Annotated in this window: 18 protein-coding genes; 5 read left to right on the top strand and 13 right to left on the bottom strand. The window is 37.9% G+C overall.

What is annotated here, in order from left to right:
• Positions 1-234: 234 nt before the first annotated feature.
• The 10 genes from HPE63_RS02035 to HPE63_RS01990 all read right to left on the bottom strand — a co-directional run bounded on the left by HPE63_RS02035 (position 235) and on the right by HPE63_RS01990 (position 11,006).
• Positions 235-1,050 carry a prohibitin family protein gene (locus HPE63_RS02035; RefSeq protein WP_188312557.1) on the bottom strand — a complete coding sequence of 272 codons (816 nt, stop codon included), beginning with the start codon at positions 1,048-1,050 and terminating at the stop codon, positions 235-237.
• A 12-nt stretch (positions 1,051-1,062) separates the two neighbouring features.
• The gene (locus HPE63_RS02030; protein WP_188312556.1) at positions 1,063-3,096 is read right to left on the bottom strand and encodes a vWA domain-containing protein; all 2,034 of its coding nucleotides are present in this window, start codon (positions 3,094-3,096) and stop codon (positions 1,063-1,065) included.
• 84 nt (positions 3,097-3,180) lie between these two features.
• Positions 3,181-3,927, bottom strand: a complete 747-nt coding sequence (fabG, locus tag HPE63_RS02025; protein WP_188312555.1) for a 3-oxoacyl-[acyl-carrier-protein] reductase — start codon at positions 3,925-3,927, stop codon at positions 3,181-3,183.
• A 134-nt stretch (positions 3,928-4,061) separates the two neighbouring features.
• Entirely contained in the window at positions 4,062-4,934 is an 873-nt protein-coding gene (gene sucD, locus HPE63_RS02020) for a succinate--CoA ligase subunit alpha (RefSeq protein ID WP_188312554.1), read from the bottom strand.
• A 69-nt stretch (positions 4,935-5,003) separates the two neighbouring features.
• Complete coding sequence (locus HPE63_RS02015; RefSeq protein ID WP_188312553.1) at positions 5,004-5,936, bottom strand: UDP-3-O-(3-hydroxymyristoyl)glucosamine N-acyltransferase; 933 nt, start codon at positions 5,934-5,936, stop codon at positions 5,004-5,006.
• A gap of 36 nt (positions 5,937-5,972) precedes the next feature.
• Positions 5,973-6,539 carry an elongation factor P gene (gene efp / locus HPE63_RS02010; protein ID WP_188312552.1) on the bottom strand — a complete coding sequence of 189 codons (567 nt, stop codon included), beginning with the start codon at positions 6,537-6,539 and terminating at the stop codon, positions 5,973-5,975.
• Between the two features lie 8 nt (positions 6,540-6,547).
• Positions 6,548-7,333: an acyl-ACP--UDP-N-acetylglucosamine O-acyltransferase gene (lpxA, locus tag HPE63_RS02005; RefSeq protein ID WP_188312551.1), complete on the bottom strand. Its 786-nt coding sequence runs from the start codon at positions 7,331-7,333 to the stop codon at positions 6,548-6,550.
• Between the two features lies 1 nt (position 7,334).
• Positions 7,335-8,741 (bottom strand): bifunctional UDP-3-O-[3-hydroxymyristoyl] N-acetylglucosamine deacetylase/3-hydroxyacyl-ACP dehydratase, encoded by a 1,407-nt coding sequence (locus tag HPE63_RS02000; protein WP_223198024.1) that lies wholly within the window; start codon positions 8,739-8,741, stop codon positions 7,335-7,337.
• The gene (lpxD, locus tag HPE63_RS01995) at positions 8,716-9,753 is read right to left on the bottom strand and encodes a UDP-3-O-(3-hydroxymyristoyl)glucosamine N-acyltransferase (RefSeq protein WP_188312549.1); all 1,038 of its coding nucleotides are present in this window, start codon (positions 9,751-9,753) and stop codon (positions 8,716-8,718) included. The genes HPE63_RS02000 and lpxD overlap by 26 nt, the downstream gene beginning before the upstream one ends.
• 23 nt (positions 9,754-9,776) lie before the next feature.
• A complete protein-coding gene (locus HPE63_RS01990; RefSeq protein ID WP_188312548.1) occupies positions 9,777-11,006 on the bottom strand; it encodes an HD domain-containing protein in 1,230 nt (409 codons plus the stop codon).
• Between the two features lie 149 nt (positions 11,007-11,155).
• Between HPE63_RS01990 and porX the strand changes: the two genes are divergently transcribed.
• Positions 11,156-12,700, top strand: coding sequence for a T9SS response regulator signal transducer PorX (porX, locus tag HPE63_RS01985; protein WP_188312547.1), 1,545 nt, complete (start codon positions 11,156-11,158; stop codon positions 12,698-12,700).
• A gap of 20 nt (positions 12,701-12,720) precedes the next feature.
• On the opposite strand, the gene HPE63_RS01980 is transcribed toward porX, so the two are convergent.
• Both HPE63_RS01980 and HPE63_RS01975 read right to left on the bottom strand, forming a co-directional pair.
• A complete protein-coding gene (locus HPE63_RS01980) occupies positions 12,721-13,149 on the bottom strand; it encodes a glycosyltransferase family 4 protein (protein WP_317172902.1) in 429 nt (142 codons plus the stop codon).
• 189 nt (positions 13,150-13,338) lie between these two features.
• Entirely contained in the window at positions 13,339-13,791 is a 453-nt protein-coding gene (locus tag HPE63_RS01975) for a hypothetical protein (RefSeq protein WP_188312546.1), read from the bottom strand.
• A 330-nt stretch (positions 13,792-14,121) separates the two neighbouring features.
• Here HPE63_RS01975 and HPE63_RS01970 point away from each other — a divergent pair, with 330 nt between their 5' ends.
• On the top strand, positions 14,122-14,403 hold the full coding sequence (locus HPE63_RS01970) for a transposase (RefSeq protein ID WP_317172901.1): 282 nt from the start codon (positions 14,122-14,124) through the stop codon (positions 14,401-14,403).
• 60 nt (positions 14,404-14,463) lie between these two features.
• Here HPE63_RS01970 and HPE63_RS01965 read toward each other — a convergent pair whose 3' ends face one another.
• Positions 14,464-15,009 carry a hypothetical protein gene (locus tag HPE63_RS01965; RefSeq protein ID WP_188312545.1) on the bottom strand — a complete coding sequence of 182 codons (546 nt, stop codon included), beginning with the start codon at positions 15,007-15,009 and terminating at the stop codon, positions 14,464-14,466.
• Positions 15,010-15,302: 293 nt separating this feature from the next.
• Between HPE63_RS01965 and HPE63_RS01960 the strand changes: the two genes are divergently transcribed.
• The 3 genes from HPE63_RS01960 to HPE63_RS01950 all read left to right on the top strand — a co-directional run bounded on the left by HPE63_RS01960 (position 15,303) and on the right by HPE63_RS01950 (position 20,438).
• Positions 15,303-16,583, top strand: a complete 1,281-nt coding sequence (locus HPE63_RS01960) for an HlyD family secretion protein (RefSeq protein WP_188312544.1) — start codon at positions 15,303-15,305, stop codon at positions 16,581-16,583.
• A 67-nt stretch (positions 16,584-16,650) separates the two neighbouring features.
• The gene (locus tag HPE63_RS01955; protein ID WP_188312543.1) at positions 16,651-18,807 is read left to right on the top strand and encodes a peptidase domain-containing ABC transporter; all 2,157 of its coding nucleotides are present in this window, start codon (positions 16,651-16,653) and stop codon (positions 18,805-18,807) included.
• A 2-nt stretch (positions 18,808-18,809) separates the two neighbouring features.
• The gene (locus HPE63_RS01950; RefSeq protein ID WP_188312542.1) at positions 18,810-20,438 is read left to right on the top strand and encodes a vitamin K epoxide reductase family protein; all 1,629 of its coding nucleotides are present in this window, start codon (positions 18,810-18,812) and stop codon (positions 20,436-20,438) included.
• The last annotated feature ends 35 nt before the right edge of the window (positions 20,439-20,473 follow it).

Genomic DNA, 20,473 nt, shown 5'->3' with positions numbered 1-20,473 from the left:
CAAGGCGGATAATCTTGTCTCAACAAAAAACCCGTTTGATTGCTCAAACGGGTCAGATATATGTTTTGAATACTACAATACATTTCTATCTCGCTTGAGGGCAAGTATAAAAATGATGATGTGTATTTTGGTTTCTCATTTCAATTGTAAAATTAGAACTTATTTTTAAATCACAAAACATTTGTTGAAAATTGAACAATTCTTCTTAACCTACCTGCTTTAACAAACAAAACTTTAGTTATTTCCCAAAATCAAGGGAAGGCCAGAATCCCCACTACCTACTATAACCACTTTGGCATTTGGTGATTTGGAAAGTTCCAAAGTTGCATCTATCCCTTTATCCTGAAGGATCTTATCGGTCAAGGAGGCGCTTAATATCCTATTCGCATCAGCCTTACCTTGGGCCTCAATGGTGACTTTTTCAGCCTCCTTCTTTGCGGTCACCAATCTAAACTCATATTCCAAAGATTCCTGTTCTTGCTTTAATTTTCTTTCAATAGCCTCTTTTATCGTAGGGGGTAAAGTAACATCCCTAACGAGTACTTCGTTCAATTGAATATACTGTCCTTCGACAATCCTTTTGGTTTCTTCATAAATTTCTGTTTGGATAGCATCCCTTTTGCTTGAGTACAATTGTTCTGGGGTATAACGCCCAACAACGCTTCTTGCAGCAGATCGAATAGTAGGCAATAAAACCCTTTGGACATAAGCCTCTCCTTTTTCTTGGTGCAATTTACCCAATAATTCACTTTTTGGTTCAAACCAAATTGAAGCATCCAATTTTATTTCCAAACCGTTTGAAGATAATACCTGCATTTTTTCGAATACTTCTTGCTGTCTCACTTCATAGACAAATACTTTGTTCCATGGTGCTACAATATGGAAGCCTTCGCCTAAAGGAGCTTCATCGGTTACAACACCGCCCCCGAAAGTTTTGTAAAGCACTCCTGCCTCACCAGAACCGATAGTTATTGCAGATTTAGAAATTAGTATGACCAGAACTATCAAAATGAAAATTGCTGGTAGTGCTACTTTTGGTAATTTATCCATTATACTATTTTTTTAAGTTAATCCGTTAAATTTTCTAATAAACCATTCTGTAGCCAATGCTACAACCATAATCCCCAATAAAAACCGGAAATCGACCAAAGATACGACATTTTCATCGCTTTTACGGATCGGTTTGAAATTAGCGTTACCCATTAAATCATTTAATAAATCCATGGTTTGTGATGGATAAAAAACCCTACCACCCGTGCTTTCAGACAGTCGTTCCAGCTTTGCGTAATTGCTAGAGGTAAATTGCTGTTCCACATCGTAATCCATAATATTGAAACTACCTGATTCATATAGGTTTTCATTGATTACCTTAACAGTAAACGTATATTCCCCAGGTCGCATATTACTTAAATCGACCTCGTAATACCCTCCTTTTAACAACAATGGAAACTCTTGTTCAATATCCCCTTCTTTTTGTTTGAGATACAGTACAATTTTGGCATTGGGGTCGAAAGTGAATGAGGTATCGAAGTAGTTGGCCGTTATTTTGGCATCCATACTACTTTCATAAAATGTAGAATAATTCAATATCAACCTATTGCGTGGTTCATTAGCAGTAAGAAGAAGGACTATTTTACCCATCAATAAATCAAAATCTTTAAAACTTTGACGGTCACGATAATTCTGTATCCTCCATTTCCATAGGTTTTCCCCAAACAAAACGGCTTCGCGTTCCTGACTATCCCCCATGATCACCAATAACGGTTCGTCGATTTCACTGCCTTTTATGCTTTGGGACAATAACACATCATGGTTCTTAATGATCATTGTTTCCCCTAGATTGGTTTCCAAGGGCGGGAAATTTTCAAATTGAATATCCGGGATACTGAATTTATCGAAGCTTTTGTTCACCAAAGGACTAACTTCCTCGGCTTGTCCATAGCTATTTTTGGAGTAGCCATTCTGGATTCCATTAATAAAATCCCAATTTGTTTTAGGCCCCGTAATGGTAAATGTGGCCACTTTGGAGGCGGATATATACTCATATATCCTACGAAATGAGGAAGTTGGTTGGTACAGGAATAGAAGATCGATATCCTTTAGATTCTCTAAATCAACCATGGGTTTAACAATGGTAACTGAACGTTGTTCGTTACTTTCTAGGGCTTTTTTGAGGGCACCCAAATCCGGATGCAAAACATCTGAAACAATAGCAACATTGGTCTTTTCATCAATAACTTCAACCGCAACATATTTCACATTATTGGTTTTGTTCTCCTCGTTCACCAAGGGGTCCACGCTAATTCGTAATGTTTTCAACCCAACATCGGAGGCATTCAATAGTGCCGTAATCGATTCAGCGTTTTTATTTTTCGACAATTCCAGCCTTTTGGTATAGACGTTTTTCCCATTCATGGCGATTTTTATGCTAGTAGTTACCGCATTTTCCCCATCGTATGAAACAAAAACCTCGACCGGATACTTATTTTTTAAAAAGGCGTATTTATTGGAGTTCACTTGAACGATTCTCAAGTCTTCATACTTAGTGGTGTCTCCTAGAACCATCGAAAATATTGGGAATTTCTGCTTTTTGCCATAATATTCATAATCTTCCCCCAAAGTGCTGTTTCCGTCGGTCAAAAGAACCACTGCGCTTTCGGATTTACCAAAAATGGTATTTAAAGCTCTAATTCCCTTACCAATATCTGTGGTGTTATCCAAAAAATCTAGACTATCCAAAATACCGATTTCCTTGCCAAACTTGTAGAACTCTACATTGAATTTTTGGCCTAATTCATCCGAATTTCTTAGAATATCAAGAATCGAATCGACCTGCCCTTGCCCTGTACCTTGTTTAATTGAAGATGAATTATCAACTAAAACAAGAAGATTCGATTTTTCAAGGGAAAAGCTCTTTTTGATAAATTTAGGATTCAGCAACAATAGGAAAATACTGAATATGGTTACAAAACGTAAAAAGGAAAGAACGACACGGAGGCCACCTTTAGTTTTTGATCGGAAGAAATATTGAAAAAGTACAATCAACAAGGCGGCCATTGCAGCCAAAATTATCAATAGTACCGTTGTTGTTTGCATGTATTGTTTAACTAAACGTGTATTGTTCGTTCCTCAATGCGGTGGCCAAAAACAGCGAGAGTTACCTCAAATCCACTTACGCCACTAGGTTAACAAGCCACCATTAACATGTAAGACTTGGCCAGTAACATAGGACGATAGGTCGGAAGCAAGAAACAAACAGGCATTGGCTATATCTTCAGGGGTTCCGCCTCTTTTTAATGGAATACTATCACGCCATGCTTGTACTACTTTTTCATCCAGTTTATCAGTCATTTCGGTCTCGATAAACCCTGGGGCAATTGCATTGCAACGAATACTCCTTGATCCAAGTTCTAAGGCAATCGATTTGGTGAAACCAATCATTCCCGCCTTGGACGCGGCATAGTTGGCCTGACCAGCATTCCCCTTAACCCCGATAATACTGCTCATATTGATAATAGAACCACTTCTTTGTTTCAGCAAGCTTCGCTGTACGGCTTTGGTCATATTGAATACCGACTTTAGGTTTGTTTCGATCACTTGATCAAAATCAGCTTCACTCATTCGCATTAAAAGGTTGTCTTTGGTGATTCCCGCATTATTGATCAATACGTCGATACTCCCAAAATCTTCCAAAACTTGGTCAACTAATTTTGCCGAAGCTTCAAAACTTGCCGCGTTGCTCTTATATGCTTTGGCTTTTACTCCTTTTTCCTTCAATTCCTTCTCCAATTCCAACGCAGGTCCATCGCTTGAACTATAGGTAAAGGCCACATTGGCACCATGATCAGCGAATACTTTTGCTATACCCTTTCCAATTCCCCTACTAGCTCCAGTGATTATTACATTTTTCCCTTCTATCAATTTCATTTGACTAATTCTTTATACTGTTGATTATCAAATATAAGTTTTGTTTACACAACCTCGAAGAAAAACCCGAACATCCTGAAGCGTCTTCAGCACAATCGGGAATATTTTATTTATAAAAGACGTTTTTAAATGGATTATCCCATTACCTCTTTTACCTTAATGCCTATTTCAGCTGGGGAATCAACTACATTGATACCACATTCCCGCATAATTCTCTTTTTGGCTTGGGCCGTATCATCGCTTCCTCCTACTATGGCACCGGCATGTCCCATAGTTCTACCAGCTGGTGCAGTTTCACCTGCTATAAAACCTACTATAGGCTTTTTACTACCACTTTCCTTATACCATTTTGCAGCATCGCCTTCCAACTGTCCTCCAATTTCACCAATCATCACTACACATTTCGTTTCCGGATCGTTTATCAAAAGCTCAACAGCATCCTTAGTCGTAGTTCCGATAATAGGATCTCCACCAATACCAATCGCCGTGGTGATCCCCAATCCTTGACGGACCACTTGGTCTGCTGCTTCGTAGGTCAATGTACCAGATTTTGAAACGATGCCTACATTACCTTTTTTAAAAACAAAACCGGGCATTATCCCCACTTTGGCTTCTTCAGGTGTAATGACTCCCGGACAATTAGGACCTACCAACCGACAATCTTTATCTTTGATATAATCGGCTGCCTTCACCATATCAGCCACAGGTATGCCTTCTGTAATGGTAATGATCACCTTAATTCCCGCACTAGCAGCTTCCATGATGGCATCTGCAGCAAATGCCGGGGGTACGAAAATAATTGTTGTATCGGCACCTACTTTTTCGACGGCCTCTTCAACGGTATTGAATACCGGTCTTCCCAAATGTTCTTGTCCCCCTTTCCCTGGAGTAACACCACCAACCACATTGGTGCCATACTCAATCATCTGTTCTGCGTGGAAAGTTCCTTCGCTTCCGGTAAATCCTTGAACTATTATTTTGGAGTTTTTATTGACTAGAACACTCATTTGGCGGTTATTTTAATTTAGCTGAACAAAAATATGGCATTACCAATGATTACAAAAGCTATAATTCGATTATTCTTTTAATTTCTCTATGATTCCCGGGATTTTCTTCACGTTGGCCAGTTGTTTTAATTTCTCCCTGGATTCTTCGATTGGGGTACCGAAATAGCTTTTTCCCCCTGCTACGGATTTAGTTACGCCCGTTTGTCCCATAATAACAGCTTTGGCCCCTATGGTAATTCCACTGGTTGTGCCTACCTGTCCCCAAAGCGTAACTTCATCTTCAATGACCACACAACCCGCTATTCCAGTTTGTGATGCGATCAAACAATGACTGCCAATTACCGTATCATGCCCAACATGCACCTGATTATCCAATTTTGTTCCTTTCCTAATTATCGTATCTCCGGTTACCCCTTTATCAATGGTACAAAGCGCTCCTATTTCAACATGGTCCTCTAGCACAACCCTACCGCAGGAAATCAATTTATCAAATCCTTCCGGTCTTTTTTTATAGTAGAAAGCATCGGCACCCAATACGGTACCGGCATGAATACTAACATTATCGCCTACTATGCAATTATCATATATGGACACATTGGAATGTATGCGACAATTTTTTCCAATCGTTACATTGTTACCGATAAATACATTAGGCTGTATTTGTGTTCCCTCCCCTATTTTGGCAGACATGGAAATAGCGGTATTACTGCTTTCGAAAGGTCTGAAGAACTCTGATAATTTATTAAAATCCCTAAATGGGTCATCCGAAATCAATAAAGCCTTACCTTCAGGACATTCAACATCCTTATTGATCAAAATGACAGAGGCCTTGGAATGCAATGCCTTTTCGTAATATTTGGGATGATCCACAAAGACTATTTCACCCTTTTGGACCACATGTATTTCATTCATTCCCAAAACCTGAAAATCATTAGGACCTTCATAGGAACTTCCAATGATGGTCGCTATTTGTTCCAAGTTATAAGGTTTAGGAAATCTCATCGTATTAAGAAATATTCAATTTTTAGATAGTTCAAATCAATCCTTTACCCTTTCCATATAATTCCCTTTTTCGGTATCGATTTTAATTTTATCACCTTCATTGATGAATAGTGGTACATTAACCCTTGCACCGGTCTCAACAGTTGCCGGTTTGGTAGCATTTGTTGCCGTATTACCTTTAACACCCGGCTCGGCATGGATGACTTCCAAAATAACACTTGCTGGCATATCAACCGATAAAGGCATACTATCCTCTGTATTGAATAAAATAGTGACAATTTCTCCTTCTTTCAACAAATCGGGAGCATCCAAGGAACTTTTTTGCAATGTAATCTGATTGTAATCATCAGTGTTCATAAAATGATAGGTTTCTCCATCTGCATACAAATATTGATAGGATCTTGTTTCTACACGAACATCATCAATCTTGTGACCAGCAGAAAATGTATTATCTATCACCTTACCTGTTGTAACACTTTTAAGTTTTGTACGTACAAATGCCGGACCTTTTCCTGGTTTTACGTGTAAAAACTCAATAATTTTAAAAATATCGTGGTTGTATTTAATGCAAAGTCCTTTTCTAATATCCGATGTAGATGCCATAAATTGATTTAATTAGTACTAAAATAACCTTTCATAATACCGCGTTGAGAATCCCTGATAAACTGTAGGATTTCATCCCTCTCCGGGGTCGCTTCCATTTCGGCCTCGATAATTTGAACAGCCTGGGTATTATTGTAATGTTTCTGATATAGTATGCGGTAAATATTCTGAATCTCCCTTATTTTCTCCGAACTATATCCCCTTCTTCTAAGGCCCACGGAATTGATACCAACATAGGATAATGGTTCTCGAGCTGCCTTTACATACGGCGGCACATCTTTTCGCACCAAGGATCCGCCGGTCACGAATGCATGCCTACCGATAGACACAAATTGGTGTACTGCAACCAAACCGGCCAAAATAACATTGTCACCGATGGTAACATGACCCGCCAAAGTTGAATTATTTGAAAATATACAATTGTCTCCCACTAAACAATCATGGGCAATATGGCAATACGCCATAATAAGACAATTCTTCCCTATAACGGTTTTCATCCGGTCAGAGGTACCCTTATGAATGGTGGCACATTCCCGAATCGTTGTATTGTCACCAATAATCACTACGGTTTCTTCACCTTCATATTTTAAATCTTGAGGAGGAGCCGAGATTACCGCACCTGGAAAAATATTGCAATTTTTTCCGATGCGCGCCCCTTCCATGATCGTTACGTTTGATCCGATCCACGTACCATCCCCGATTATCACATTATTATGAATGGTAGTAAATGGTTCAACGACTACATTTTTAGAAATTTTAGCGCCCGGATGAATATAGGCAAGCGGTTGATTCATATCAGCTCTTTTTTACGATTTGGGCCATCATTTCAGCCTCACAAACCAATTTGTCATTGGCATAGGCATACGCTTGCATATGGCATATTCCCCTTCGAATAGGGGAAATTAAACTACAATGGAATATTAAGGTGTCTCCAGGTAGTACTTTTTGTTTGAATTTTACATTATCTATTTTCATGAACAATGTCAAATAATTCTCTGGATCGGGAACAGTGCTCAGCACCAATATACCGCCTGTTTGCGCCATTGCCTCAACCTGTAAGACACCTGGCATAACAGGGGCTCCAGGAAAATGGCCTACAAAAAATGGTTCGTTCATGGTGACGTTCTTCATCCCAACCACATGATTGTCTGAAAGCTCCAATATCCTATCAATCAACAAAAATGGGGGTCGATGCGGAAGCATTGCCATGATTTGATGAATGTCCATCAAAGGTGGTTGATTAAGATCGTATGTAGGAATATTATTGCGTTTTTCCAATTTTATGATCTTGGCCAATTTCTTGGCAAATTGGGTATTCACGTAATGTCCAGGCTTGTTCGCGATGACTTTTCCCCTAATTCTCGTGCCAGCCAAAGCCAAATCCCCCACAACGTCCAATAATTTATGTCGTGCTGCTTCATTGGGCTGATGCAAGGTTAAATTATCAAGAATCCCATTCGGTTTTACTGAAAGTTTCTTTTTGTTGAACGCTTTTTCAAGCTTTCGCATTGTTTCAGGGGAAATCTCCTTATCTACGTAAACGATTGCATTATTGAGATCCCCTCCTTTAATCAGTCCATTTTCCAAAAGCATTTCCAATTCATGCAGGAAACTAAACGTACGTGCGTCAGCAATTTCGGTTTTAAAATTTGATAATTTTTCCAGGGTAGCGTTCTGGGTTCCCAATACTTTGGTGCCGAAATCTACCATGGCCGTCACCTGATAGGTGTCAGAAGGAATTACTGTTATCTCACTGCCCGTGGCCTCATCCTTATAGGAAATAACATCCTTTACTACATATTCCTCACGCTCCGCTTCCTGTTCAACGATGCCTGCTTCTTCCAAGGCTTCTACGAAAAATTTAGATGACCCATCCATAATAGGTGGTTCTGGTGAATCAAGTTCAATGAGTACATTGTCGATTTCCAATCCGACCAGTGCAGCCAATACATGTTCGGAGGTTTGTATCTTCACCCCGCGTTTCTCAAGATTGGTGCCCCTCTGGGTGTTTACCACATAATTGGCATCGGCCTCTATTATGGGTTCCCCTTCCAGGTCAACACGCTTAAAGGCATAACCATGGTTTTCTGGCGCAGGAGAGAATTTCAAGGTGACATTTCCCCCTGTGTGAAGCCCTACCCCTTTTAGAGTAACCTCTTTGGCTATTGTTCTTTGCTTATCCTTTGTTCTGATCACTGTCAATCTTTTTATCCAGTTTTTCGATTTTCTTTACAATCTTAGGCAAATTCTTGAAATGAACGTATGACTTATTAAAATCACCATAGTTCAATGCTGGTGATCCCTGTAATACTTCGTTGTCCTTGATATTTCTTCCTATTCCTGATTGTGCCTGTATTTTCACATTATCACCAATCGTTATATGGCCAACTATTCCAACTTGGCCGCCTATCATACAATTTTTACCGATTTTGGTAGATCCCGCGATTCCGGTTTGGGCAGCAATAACCGTATTTTTACCAATTTCGACGTTATGTGCAATCTGTATCTGATTGTCCAACTTAACCCCTCTGCGCAATATGGTCGACCCTAAGGTAGCCCTATCTATGGTAGTCCCTGCTCCTACATCCACATTGTCCTCCAATATAACATTCCCTGTTTGGGGAACCCTGGTAAACGTCCCGTCCTTGTTCGGGGAATAGCCAAAACCATCCGCACCAATAATGGCACCACTATGTATTATACAGTTCTTCCCTATAACTGTTTCAGAATAAATCTTAGCTCCCGCAAATATGACAACATTGTCATCGATCCTTACATTATCGCCAACAAATACATTTGGATAAATCTTTACATTGTTCCCTATGGTCACCTTATTTCCAAGATATGAAAATGCCCCTAGGTAAAAGTCCTTGCCATAAACGGCATCATCCGCAGTAAAAACCGGGGATTCTATCCCGATTTTTATATTTTTAACCTGATTATAGTATTCCAAAATTTTTGAGAAAGATTCATAGGCATCATCCACTTTAATCATCGTGGTCTCAATATCCTGTTCAGGAATAAAGTCTTTATTTACAATGGTTACGGAGGCTTTTGTAGTATAAATAAAAGATGTGTATTTCGGGTTGGCCAAAAAGGTCAATGAGCCTATTTCCCCCTCTTCTATCTTAGCGAGTTTATGAACCGAAATTTCTGGATTCCCTTCAACTTCGCCCTCTAATATGCCTGCTATTTGACCAGCTGTAAATACCATGGGCACAAAAGTAAGAAAAATAGTTAAATGGTTTCTTTAGGGTAACAGATATAATACTTTGTAACCTCTTTAGAAAGAGTCTTTAAGTTCAAGTGGTCTGAAGCTTTGGCAACATCTTTCAGTTTACCATCCTTATTAAGAATATTAATGTTTTGATGCTCAGTATTATACGCTCTATTAGATATTTCCCCAGCAAAAACGAAATACTCGGTATCCTCTCTGGACAATCCATAGTGACTTTTGACTTTCACAATGTATTCTTCCAATTTTTTAGGGGTAATCGCTTTGTTTTTCATTTTAATGGTCAGCAATTTCCTGTCGATGATCATTCCGCTCAATTTTGAGAGCACCACGTCATCATGATATTGCCATTGTTTCAATGCAGAAAGAATATCTATATCATCAAGATGGGAAAATTTAGTCAGGATTTTGGGTGTAAAATCGTTTCTAGTCACCCTAATTTCCATGAAAAACAGTAATGCTTCACTGCAATTGATTTGAACTCCCTTAACCAAGAGGTGCTTGGCCCGCTTCAAGATACGGATCAATAATTGTTCTGCCACCAGTCCTGTTTTATGAAGGTAGACTTGCCAATACATAAAACGCCTTGCCATGAGGAATTTTTCTACGGAATAAATCCCTTTCTCCTCTATCACCAATTCATTGGCATCCACATTCAGCATGCTGATCAACCGTTCCGCATTGATGCTTCCCTCGGCAACACCTGTATAAAAGCTATCCCTTTTTAAATAGTCCATCCTGTCCATATCCAATTGACTGGACACTAATTGATTTAAAAATCGTTTGTGATATTCGCCTTGGAAGATAGCAATCGCGAGCGTTAAACTTCCGTTAAACTTTTTATTCAGCTGCTGCATAAAATGCAAAGAAATATGTTCATGGGAAATGCCCTCGACAATACTGTTTTCCATAGCATGGGAAAATGGGCCATGTCCTATATCGTGCAATAATATAGCAATGAGCAACCCTTCTTCTTCTTCCTCAGTTATCACAACATTCTTAAAACGAAGCACTTGAATGGCATGCTGCATTAAATGCATACTTCCCAACGCATGATGAAAACGAGTATGATGAGCTCCCGGATACACCAAATATGACATTCCCATTTGTGAAATTCTTCGCAACCTTTGAAAGTAGGGTTCCTCTATCAGATTGAAAATAAGTGTACTCGGAATTCTAATAAATCCGTAAATTGGGTCATTGAAAAGCTTGAGCTTGTTTGAATTTGTCAAAATGGCGATTTCATTTTAATAAGAACCAAAGTTATACAATTGAATTGATACCCCGATAATCTATAGCGATGGTCTAATACAAAAGTTAGGGGCTTAATTGGCTATTCACCAAATGTCTTTCGGACCATATTTAATACCTTTCCATTACTATGCATGAGATAACAATATTATGGGTCGACGATGAAATTGACCTTTTAAAACCACATATTCTATTTTTAGAAAACAGAAAATACAAGGTTTTAACCTGTCAAAGCGGTCAAGAAGCGCTTGAAGAAATCCAAAGTAACCCGGTCGATATCATTTTTCTGGACGAGAATATGCCAGGTCTTTCCGGTTTGGAAACCTTGAACGAAATCAAGTTGATCAATTCATCGATTCCTGTGGTTATGATCACGAAAAGTGAGGAAGAACTTATTATGGAGGAGGCCATTGGTTCCAAAATTGCCGACTACCTGATCAAACCTGTGAACCCGAATCAAATATTGTTATCCCTAAAGAAAAGCTTAGATCATTCTCGTTTGGTCTCGGAACGTACTACCGCGGACTATCAGCAGGAATTCCGAAAAATCGCTATGGATCTTTCCATGGTCAATTCGTATGTAGAATGGGTTGATCTGTATAAGAAGTTAATGCATTGGGAACTTCGACTTGAAAATATTGAGGATAGTGGTTTGATCGAAATTTTAGAATCCCAAAAAACCGAAGCGAATAACCAATTCGGAAAATTCGTCGAAAAGAACTATGAAGCTTGGTTCAATGATGAAGATGGGCCGGTTATGTCGCACAACCTTTTTAAAAAATGGATCAAACCGGAAATCATCGATACCCCTACCTTGTTGGTGGTTGTTGATAATTTAAGATACGATCAATGGTTGGCTTTTGAGGGAACAGTGAGCCCTTTTTATAAAAAGATAAAAGAAGATTCTTATATGAGTATTCTGCCTACGGCCACCCAATATGCCCGTAACGCCATTTTTTCAGGCCTTACCCCATTGGCGATGGAGAAAAAATATCCAGATTGGTGGAAAAATGATACAGAAGAAGGCGGTAAGAACCTTTACGAGGACCGATTTTTGGGCGAACAGTTGAAACGACTGGGAATGGACATAAAATGGGAGTACCATAAAATCAGCAGTTTAAAGCAAGGCAAGCAGTTGTTGCAAAATTTTAAATCCCAGAAAGACAATGACTTAACAGTCATCGTTTATAATTTTGTGGATATGCTCTCCCATTCGAAAACCGAAATGGAAGTAATCAAGGAATTGGCCTCGAACGACAAAGCCTACCGCTCACTGACCCAAAGTTGGTTTAAAAATTCGCCCCTGTTGGAAATAATACAACAAGCCCAGCAAATGGGTATGAAATTGATTATCACAACAGATCACGGTACCATCAATGTAAAGCAACCTTCGAAAGTGATCGGGGATAAAGAGACGAGTTTAAACCTTCGGTATAAAACCGGACGTAGTTTGAGCTACGAGGAAAAAGATGTATTGGAGGCCAAGAACCCCGCTACCATTCATTTGCCCAGCATCAATATGAGCAGTTCGTTCATCTTTGCAAAGAACGATTTGTTCTTTGCCTATCCCAATAACTACAATCATTATGTGAGTTATTATCGCAACACCTACCAACATGGAGGAGTTTCTTTGGAGGAAATGATTATACCGTTTGTGGTTTTGGAGCCTAAATGAGATTTTACTTATACGTTGGCCTAAGTGGTATCAAACATTTTCTTTGCTGTAAAATTTTCAAAATAGATGTTATAGGCGTTATAGGCTAAGTTCTTCCTTAACTCCTTTTCATTTATTATTAATTGAATTTTTTGTGCAAGAATTTTTTGTGCAAGAATCTTTTCATTCCCCTGGTTTTTATTTTTTAAAGGAACCTTCAAACAAGAATAATTGTTCTCCAAAACGTCAAAGGCTTTAATGTCCGTAACTATGACGGGGACTTTGTTGGCCATTGCTTCAAACATTACATAACTACTTTGCTCATTTAAAGAAGGAAAGACAATGGCATTGGCCAATTCATAGTAGTATCTAACTTCTTCAGGACTAATATAACCTGTGAATATTACATTATCCCTTATACTTCTACATTGATGCTTTAAATCTTTTTCGCTTTCACCATCGCCGACTATGATCTTTGAATATTGACATATTAGACTGGTTATCAGACTTTAAGACGTAAAAATTACATGATAAAAATAATAGGAATATCTGACAATCAAATACTTAATATACTCTTATAGAGACGTCGTAAAATAAAAAAGTCGGAAGAAAAAATCTCCCGACCATAACTGTCCCTTAAGACCTTTATTAAACTATTTTTATAGAGCATATGGCGCAAATGGGTCATATGGTTTATTTACAGGCGTACCTCCAGATCCGTCACAGCCACTGTTATGCATTCCACCAAAAGTGTTTGGAAACGCATTATAGCCATTCGTATCTGCCCAGATATCGACTTTAGAACCATTTCCCTGAGTAGAAAAACCATCATAATAGTCGAAGATTTGAAGCTCTAAAAAGAAGTCTGAAAGAGAGCCAGCTACAAAAGCCGTTATTGCGGTTAATGGATTACTTCCTGTGCCAGAGCCCATAGTTAAATTAGCAGCTGCAGCATAAGCTCCAGCTCTTACATTTGTGTTAGCATGATACGCCCCATTGCATCTTGTTCCATTTTCACAATGCGGACATGGGTCTGTGCCCCCCTTCAATTCCAAAAGTTCGGAAGAACCTACAGCTTCGAAATCAACTAAACTCAATTTTTTTGTTTTCATACGAATAGATTTTAAGTTAATAAACTACAATATATAGAATATAATCGATATATAGAAATTATACTATAGCATGCGGCTCTTCAATTTCCTTTTCACTTTTAATTTTTTTCAAGTTTTTGTCAGTTTTCCTTTGGTTAAATAATTAACTAATATCATTGCAAAAAACACTAAGTCCAAAAACCGAATAAACCAATAAGTTGAATTGAAGTAAAATTAGGCTAAGAACTCCAAATACTTATGAAAGAGTAGGTCACTAAAAATTATTGCACTAAGATTGTATAAGGAGTGTGAAACAATTGAAAAAGTTATTTTTTACTTTTAAATTGTACTATTTTTGGGGATGCTTACACGACCAACGCCGTGGAAGGCTTTCATCGCCAAGTTCGTAAGGTAACCAAGACCAAGGGAGCATTCACCAACGACATGGCCTTGTTAAAACTGGTATACCTGGCCACAAAGAACATCGAAAAAAAGTGGACAAGCCCATTGCATAATTGGAGCCTTACCGTTCAACAACTTTATATTAAATTTGGGGAGAAGATACCACTGGTATTAAACGCCAATTCCTTTGGGGCTGGCCCCAAAGGAATCGGAACAACGGACAGAGTTTAATTTACAGACCCGTTTAATAGCTTATTTCATGCAAACAATATAATAAATTGTGACCGACTTTTACAGGTTATTTTTTTTATTTTTCAATATTGTTTGAGCATTCTCAATAATTTTCTTTATTAATTTTACATTCTTTAAATTTTTTCCATTGTCGAATACCGCAGTCCTAAGTACTGGTTTACTCTCAATTATAATTTTATTATCCGAAGATTTGATTTTCACCTTTTCACCCCATGAACTTATAGTGATATTTGTCTTGCCTCTAATCATAGATTTATGGATTGTTAAAGCCCATCTCTTTGTAATTTCATTGGATTTCAATAACTGAAAAATATAATCGATTGGGATATTTTGATTCAAATATTCTGTTTGAAAAACACTAAAGTCCTTTGTGGTTAATTTCGAGTTCTTAAGTCTTTCGACAGATTTAATTTGCGAAAAAGCCGATGAGACTGACGTAATTACCCATGCAGTTACAATTATATAAACTTTCGTTTCAAAATTCATGTTCTCTGTATCGAAAGAATTCCACAAAAAAAGTGCAATACCGGATATGACACCGTAAACCAAAAAGGACTTGGCATATAATTTAAATCTTAATTCCATGTCTACATTCAATTAAATACTCAGATTTGTAAATATCCCTATACTAATTAATTGGCTAGGAGGCAAAGCTTAAAAAACAACGTGTAATTTTTTAATTGTCACCACAATTATCATTCATATACACTCAAGGCTTCTCACTGGCTCAAAGTCACACAAATTTATTTTTATCTTTTATAATAAAAGTATTTTGAAAATTAATTTCTTAAATATATAGAAAATATTCTATTTATAGAAAAATATCATATATTGTAGAAATATTTCTAATTACAATCCTTGTTCCGAAACAATCAGCATTGGAAACTAAATCAATACAACAGCACTTTAGTCCCCATATCAACGAAATTATAGAAAAAAAACCTAATTGGCTCATCCGTTATGGTATCGGGGCGATGCTTTTTTTTCTTATGTTATTCCTTTTGGCGGCCTGGTTGGTGAAATACCCTGATATTATAGTCGGCCAGGTGAATATTACCACACCAAGACCCCCTTCTGATGTGGTGGCAAAGATAAACGCCCCTATCGTAAAGCGGTTTCCCTTGGCTGAAAACGACACTATTTTTAAGGGAGAACCTATTTTAATGCTTGAAAGTGCCACTTCTTATGCGCAGGTGCAACAACTATATAAAAATCTAGGACCTACGGTTCCGGACACATTTTTAGACTATACGAATGTCTGGCTCGACAGTTTGGGTATGCTACAACCAGTATATAACAGCTTTGCCCTGGCAGCACTCAACTTGAAGAATTACAACATAGAACTACCCTATGATCAGCGTATAAAAAGTCTGCAAAACATTAAAACCGGTAACGCTCGAGGACTAACATATTCGAAAAACTACCTAAAGAGCAGTGAAAAAGATTACATACTCAAACAAAAAGAACACGACCGTTACGAGACACTCTATAAAAAAGGGGTCATTTCGGCCTCTGAATTCGAACAGATCAAACAAACATTGTTACAAAAAGAAATGGGCTATGCCAACGACCATAAAAGCCTGAATGCCGAACGTATGTCCCTTGCTAATCTGGAACGCGAAATCATGGAATTGGACCTTCAAAAAAAAGAATATGAACAGCAATTACAGGGCAATTATTTAAAATCACTGAATGAGCTTAGAAGCCAATTGGAGGAATGGGAAAATCAGTATTTGATCTCTGCTCCCATAACAGGTCGACTTTCCTTTTTTAACGAGATCAATGAAGGGGATTTTATCACGGCTGGGGAGCGGGTATTGACCATTATCCCCTTTCAAGAGCAAAAATTACAGGCGGTGGGCATGTTTCCTGTGGCAAATGCCGGGAAAGTAAAAAAAGGCAATAAGGTAATCCTAAAACTGGATGCCTACCCCTATCATGAATATGGTACCGTAGAGGGCACGGTGACCAGGATTTCAGAAATCCCGATTGAAAATCTGTACAGTATTATAATCGAACTTCCCAATGGGCTTACCACCAATTATGAAAACAAAATTGTATTCAAACAACGCCTGACTGCCACAGCGGATATTGTGACAAAAGACCAAAGTGTCTTGGGACGTATCTTTTATCAATTTGAGAGCCTCTTTAAAAATTAAGCATATATAATATTTCCAAATCCAAGAACCAAACCCAAAAATTAAAATAGAAATCATAAGCGCGAAAATGGCAGGATTTACTACATATAAACAATTTGATAAAATGGACTGTGGGCCAACTTGTCTTCGTATGGTAGCCAAACATTACGGGAAAGATATTTCATTGGATCGGTTACGTGAGCTCAGTTATATCACTAGGGAAGGTGTATCATTAATGGGCATTAGTCATGCGGCAGAAAGTATAGGTCTTAAGTCCTTAGGCACACGAGTGGATTTGTTCACGCTTTTAAAAAAGGTGCCACTGCCGTGCATTATACCGTGGGAAGGAAGGCATTTCGTGGTGCTATATAAAACGGATAAAAAGAATGCCTATATCGCCGATCCCGCAAAGGGAAAGGTCAAAATTTCGCACCAAGACCTTAAGATGCAATGGAGTGGCAATGGTCAAGAAAGTATTGCATTGCTTCTGGAAACTACTCCCAAGTTCTACGACCAAGAAGAAGAGGAAAAAGCTTCTTTCTCCCATTTTTTAAAATACTTTCTACCCCATAAGAACTTGTTGATCCAAGTTTTCTTTGCCATAGTTTTTTCCAGTCTAGTGAGTCTATTGACCCCTTTTATTACGCAATCTGTTGTAGACATTGGTATTTTGGGGAGAAATGTGAACTTTATCTATTTGGTTTTGATAGCACAATTAATGCTTACCATTGGCAGCACCGTCATATCGTTCATTCAGTCATGGATATCGTTGCATTTAAGCATTCGCATCAGCCTCTCCTTTGTCATTGGCTATGTGGCCAAATTAATGAAAATGCCATTTACGTTTTTTGAATTAAAGACTGTTGGCGATGTTACCAAGCGTATCAGTGATAATTCAAGAATCGAATCCTTTTTGAACCAATCGCTTTTTTCTGTCATTGTTTCCGTTTTTAACTTCGTTATTTATACTGCAATCCTTGCCTATTACAATTACAAAATATTGCTCATTTTTTTATTGGGCAATGGTCTGTACATCGGATGGATCTTGTTATTTCTACGGAAAAGAAGGGAATTTGATCACGAAGGCTTTAAGATTGCCGCTGACAGTGAAAACAAACTGCTACAACTGTTTTACGGTGCCAGGGAAATTATTCTTAACAACATCGAAAAGGAAAAACGTTGGGAATGGGAACGTGTACAATCAAAAAGTTATAAACTAAGTAAAAAGGTGCTGTTATGGAATCAGTTTCAATCTTCAGGTGCTACTGTCATTAACTCCGTCGTTGGTGTTGTTATCAGCCTTATCGTCGCACTTTCTGTAATCGAAGGAGATATGACTTTGGGAATGATGATGTCTGTTCAATTTATAATGGGCCAGATACAAGCACCGCTTAGTTCTTTTTTAGGTTTGACCCATTCCTATCAAGACGCAAAGATAAGTTTGGAGCGTCTAGGAGAGGTTATCAATAAAAAGCAGGATGATAATGCCACCTCGACCTCAATTTCAAAAGAGAGCGACATTATACTTGAAAATGTTTCCTTTCAATATGAAGGCCCCCACTCCCCCAAAGTGTTGAACAACATTAATCTAAAAATTCCGCATAATAAAACTACGGCCATCGTAGGCGCAAGTGGTAGCGGAAAAACCACATTATTAAAACTTTTATTGAAACTATACCAACCAACGGAAGGCGCAATATTGATTGGGAATCTAAACCTAAATTACGTTTCCGATTATCACTGGCGTGAGCAGTGCGGGGTTGTCATGCAAGACAATTACATTTTTGCCGATACCATAGCGAACAATATAGTATTAAAAACATATGAAACAATTGATATGGAACGTTTGTTGAATTCGGTACAGGCTGCCTATATAAAGGAATGGATAGAATCTTTACCGCTACAATACCAAACCAAAATAGGGAGCGAAGGGGTCGGCTTAAGCCAAGGACAACAACAACGGGTTTTGATAGCACGAGCTCTGTACAAAGATCCTTCCTTTATATTTTTCGATGAAGCAACCAACGCTCTGGATTCTGAAAATGAGACGGTAATATTGAAAAACCTCATTGCCGCCACTAGAAACAAGACAGTGGTAGTTATAGCACATAGGCTGAGTACGGTGAAATATGCAGATAAAATCGTTGTCCTGAAAAAAGGTAAAATCGTAGAGGAGGGTACACACCAAGCCTTATTACAAAGAAAAGAGCATTATTACACCCTCGTAAATAGTCAATTATCATAATTATGTTCAAATCAAAAAAAGAACCCGTTGTCAGTGTATTACACGAGTTGTTCAAATTATTGAACAATAAAATCACCTATACTACTATTAGAGCAAAATTATTGCAACATCCCTCTTTTCAAACCTTATTTTCCATTACAAATACTTTGACCAATTTTGGAATTTCCAACAAAGCTGTAAAGGTGAAGACGGAACAATTGAATCAGTTGGAAACTCCTTTTTTGGCTTCGACCCATAGCGGAGAGACCATCTTGGTGAAAAAAAGTGAAAATGATTATGTGCATTTTTTTTCACCATCAATGGGATGGAAAAACACGCCCCTAGACGATTTCACAAAAATGTGGAACAAAATGGTGATTTTAGTGGATACAGAAAGTGCCGTTACTGAAGAGCATTATAAGAAGAAAAAGAACACTGAATTATTGAATAATTTACGTTTTTCAATAGTTGTAATTTTTTCAACGCTATTGATTTTGGGTATTGTTTTCGCTTTAGGTTCAAGTCGTATACTGGCTTACTTCTTTATTAAGGTATTCGGATTGGTGGTTGCCTTGGCCTTGGTCAACAAAGAAATTAATAGAAACACCAGTTATAGCATTTGCAAAGTAGGTAAAAAAATAAGCTGTGATGATGTTCTGAATTCCCCGGCAGCTAAATTATTTGATTGGTTGTCGATGACCGATATGGGTTTCTTATATTTCACAGGTACGATCATAATATTTGTTATTTCAATAATTGTTCCCTTACAGACTTCTATTGATCTTCTTAAACTTCTGGTTATCACTAGTTTTTTAGCACTACCGTACACCATTTTTTCATTGTTCTATCAGGGATTTGTAATCAAAAAGTGGTGTACGCTCTGTTTGGCAACAATTGCCGCACTTTGGGCAGAAGCGGCAGTAGGTTATTATTACTTTAGTGAATCCTCGTTACTTCCAAACTTTGAACTCAAAACAATATTCCTGTTCTCTTTTAGTTTATTTCTTCCATCTATTATCTGGATGTTTTTGAAAAAAGAATTGCTAAAATCTTCAGGTTTTAATACACTATATTTTTCATATCTAAGGATAAAGAATAATTGGGAAGTCTTTCAACATGTTCAACAAAAGCAAAAAGAAGTGGACATGGATTTTCTGTCCCACGAAATCATTTTGGGTAGTGATACAGCCAAGAACATTTTGGTCGTGGCCATAAACCCCTATTGTCCGGCCTGTGGTCGAGAATATGCATCGATCGTAAATTTACTCAATAAACATCCTAATTATGCAAAGATTGTAATAAGGTTTGTTGGAAGTTTTCGAGAAAATGATAAAGTTAAATTATTAACATCGGCAATGCTTATAAGTCACTATTTAAAGGATACGTTGGGATTCCAGGAAATATTGGGGAAATGGTTTGAAGTTGGAAACTTGAACGCATTTGTAAAAACATATCCAATAAATCATAATAAAATGGCAGAAGATATGATCAAGCATCATTATGTATGGTCTGAAAAGTTAGATATTCAAACCACCCCAACTACCTATTTGAACAATAAAAAATTAATCAATTATTCCATTGACCAAATCGTCGATGTGCTTGACATGAATACAACAGAGGTAAGAAACAACTTATATCACAATATAAATTAAAGCCATATCTTTGTAACAGACCAATATATCTTTTA

The organism is Maribacter arenosus (assembly GCF_014610845.1).
Lineage (GTDB): Bacteria > Bacteroidota > Bacteroidia > Flavobacteriales > Flavobacteriaceae > Maribacter_A > Maribacter_A arenosus.
This window is presented reverse-complemented; position numbering and strand designations above follow the sequence as displayed.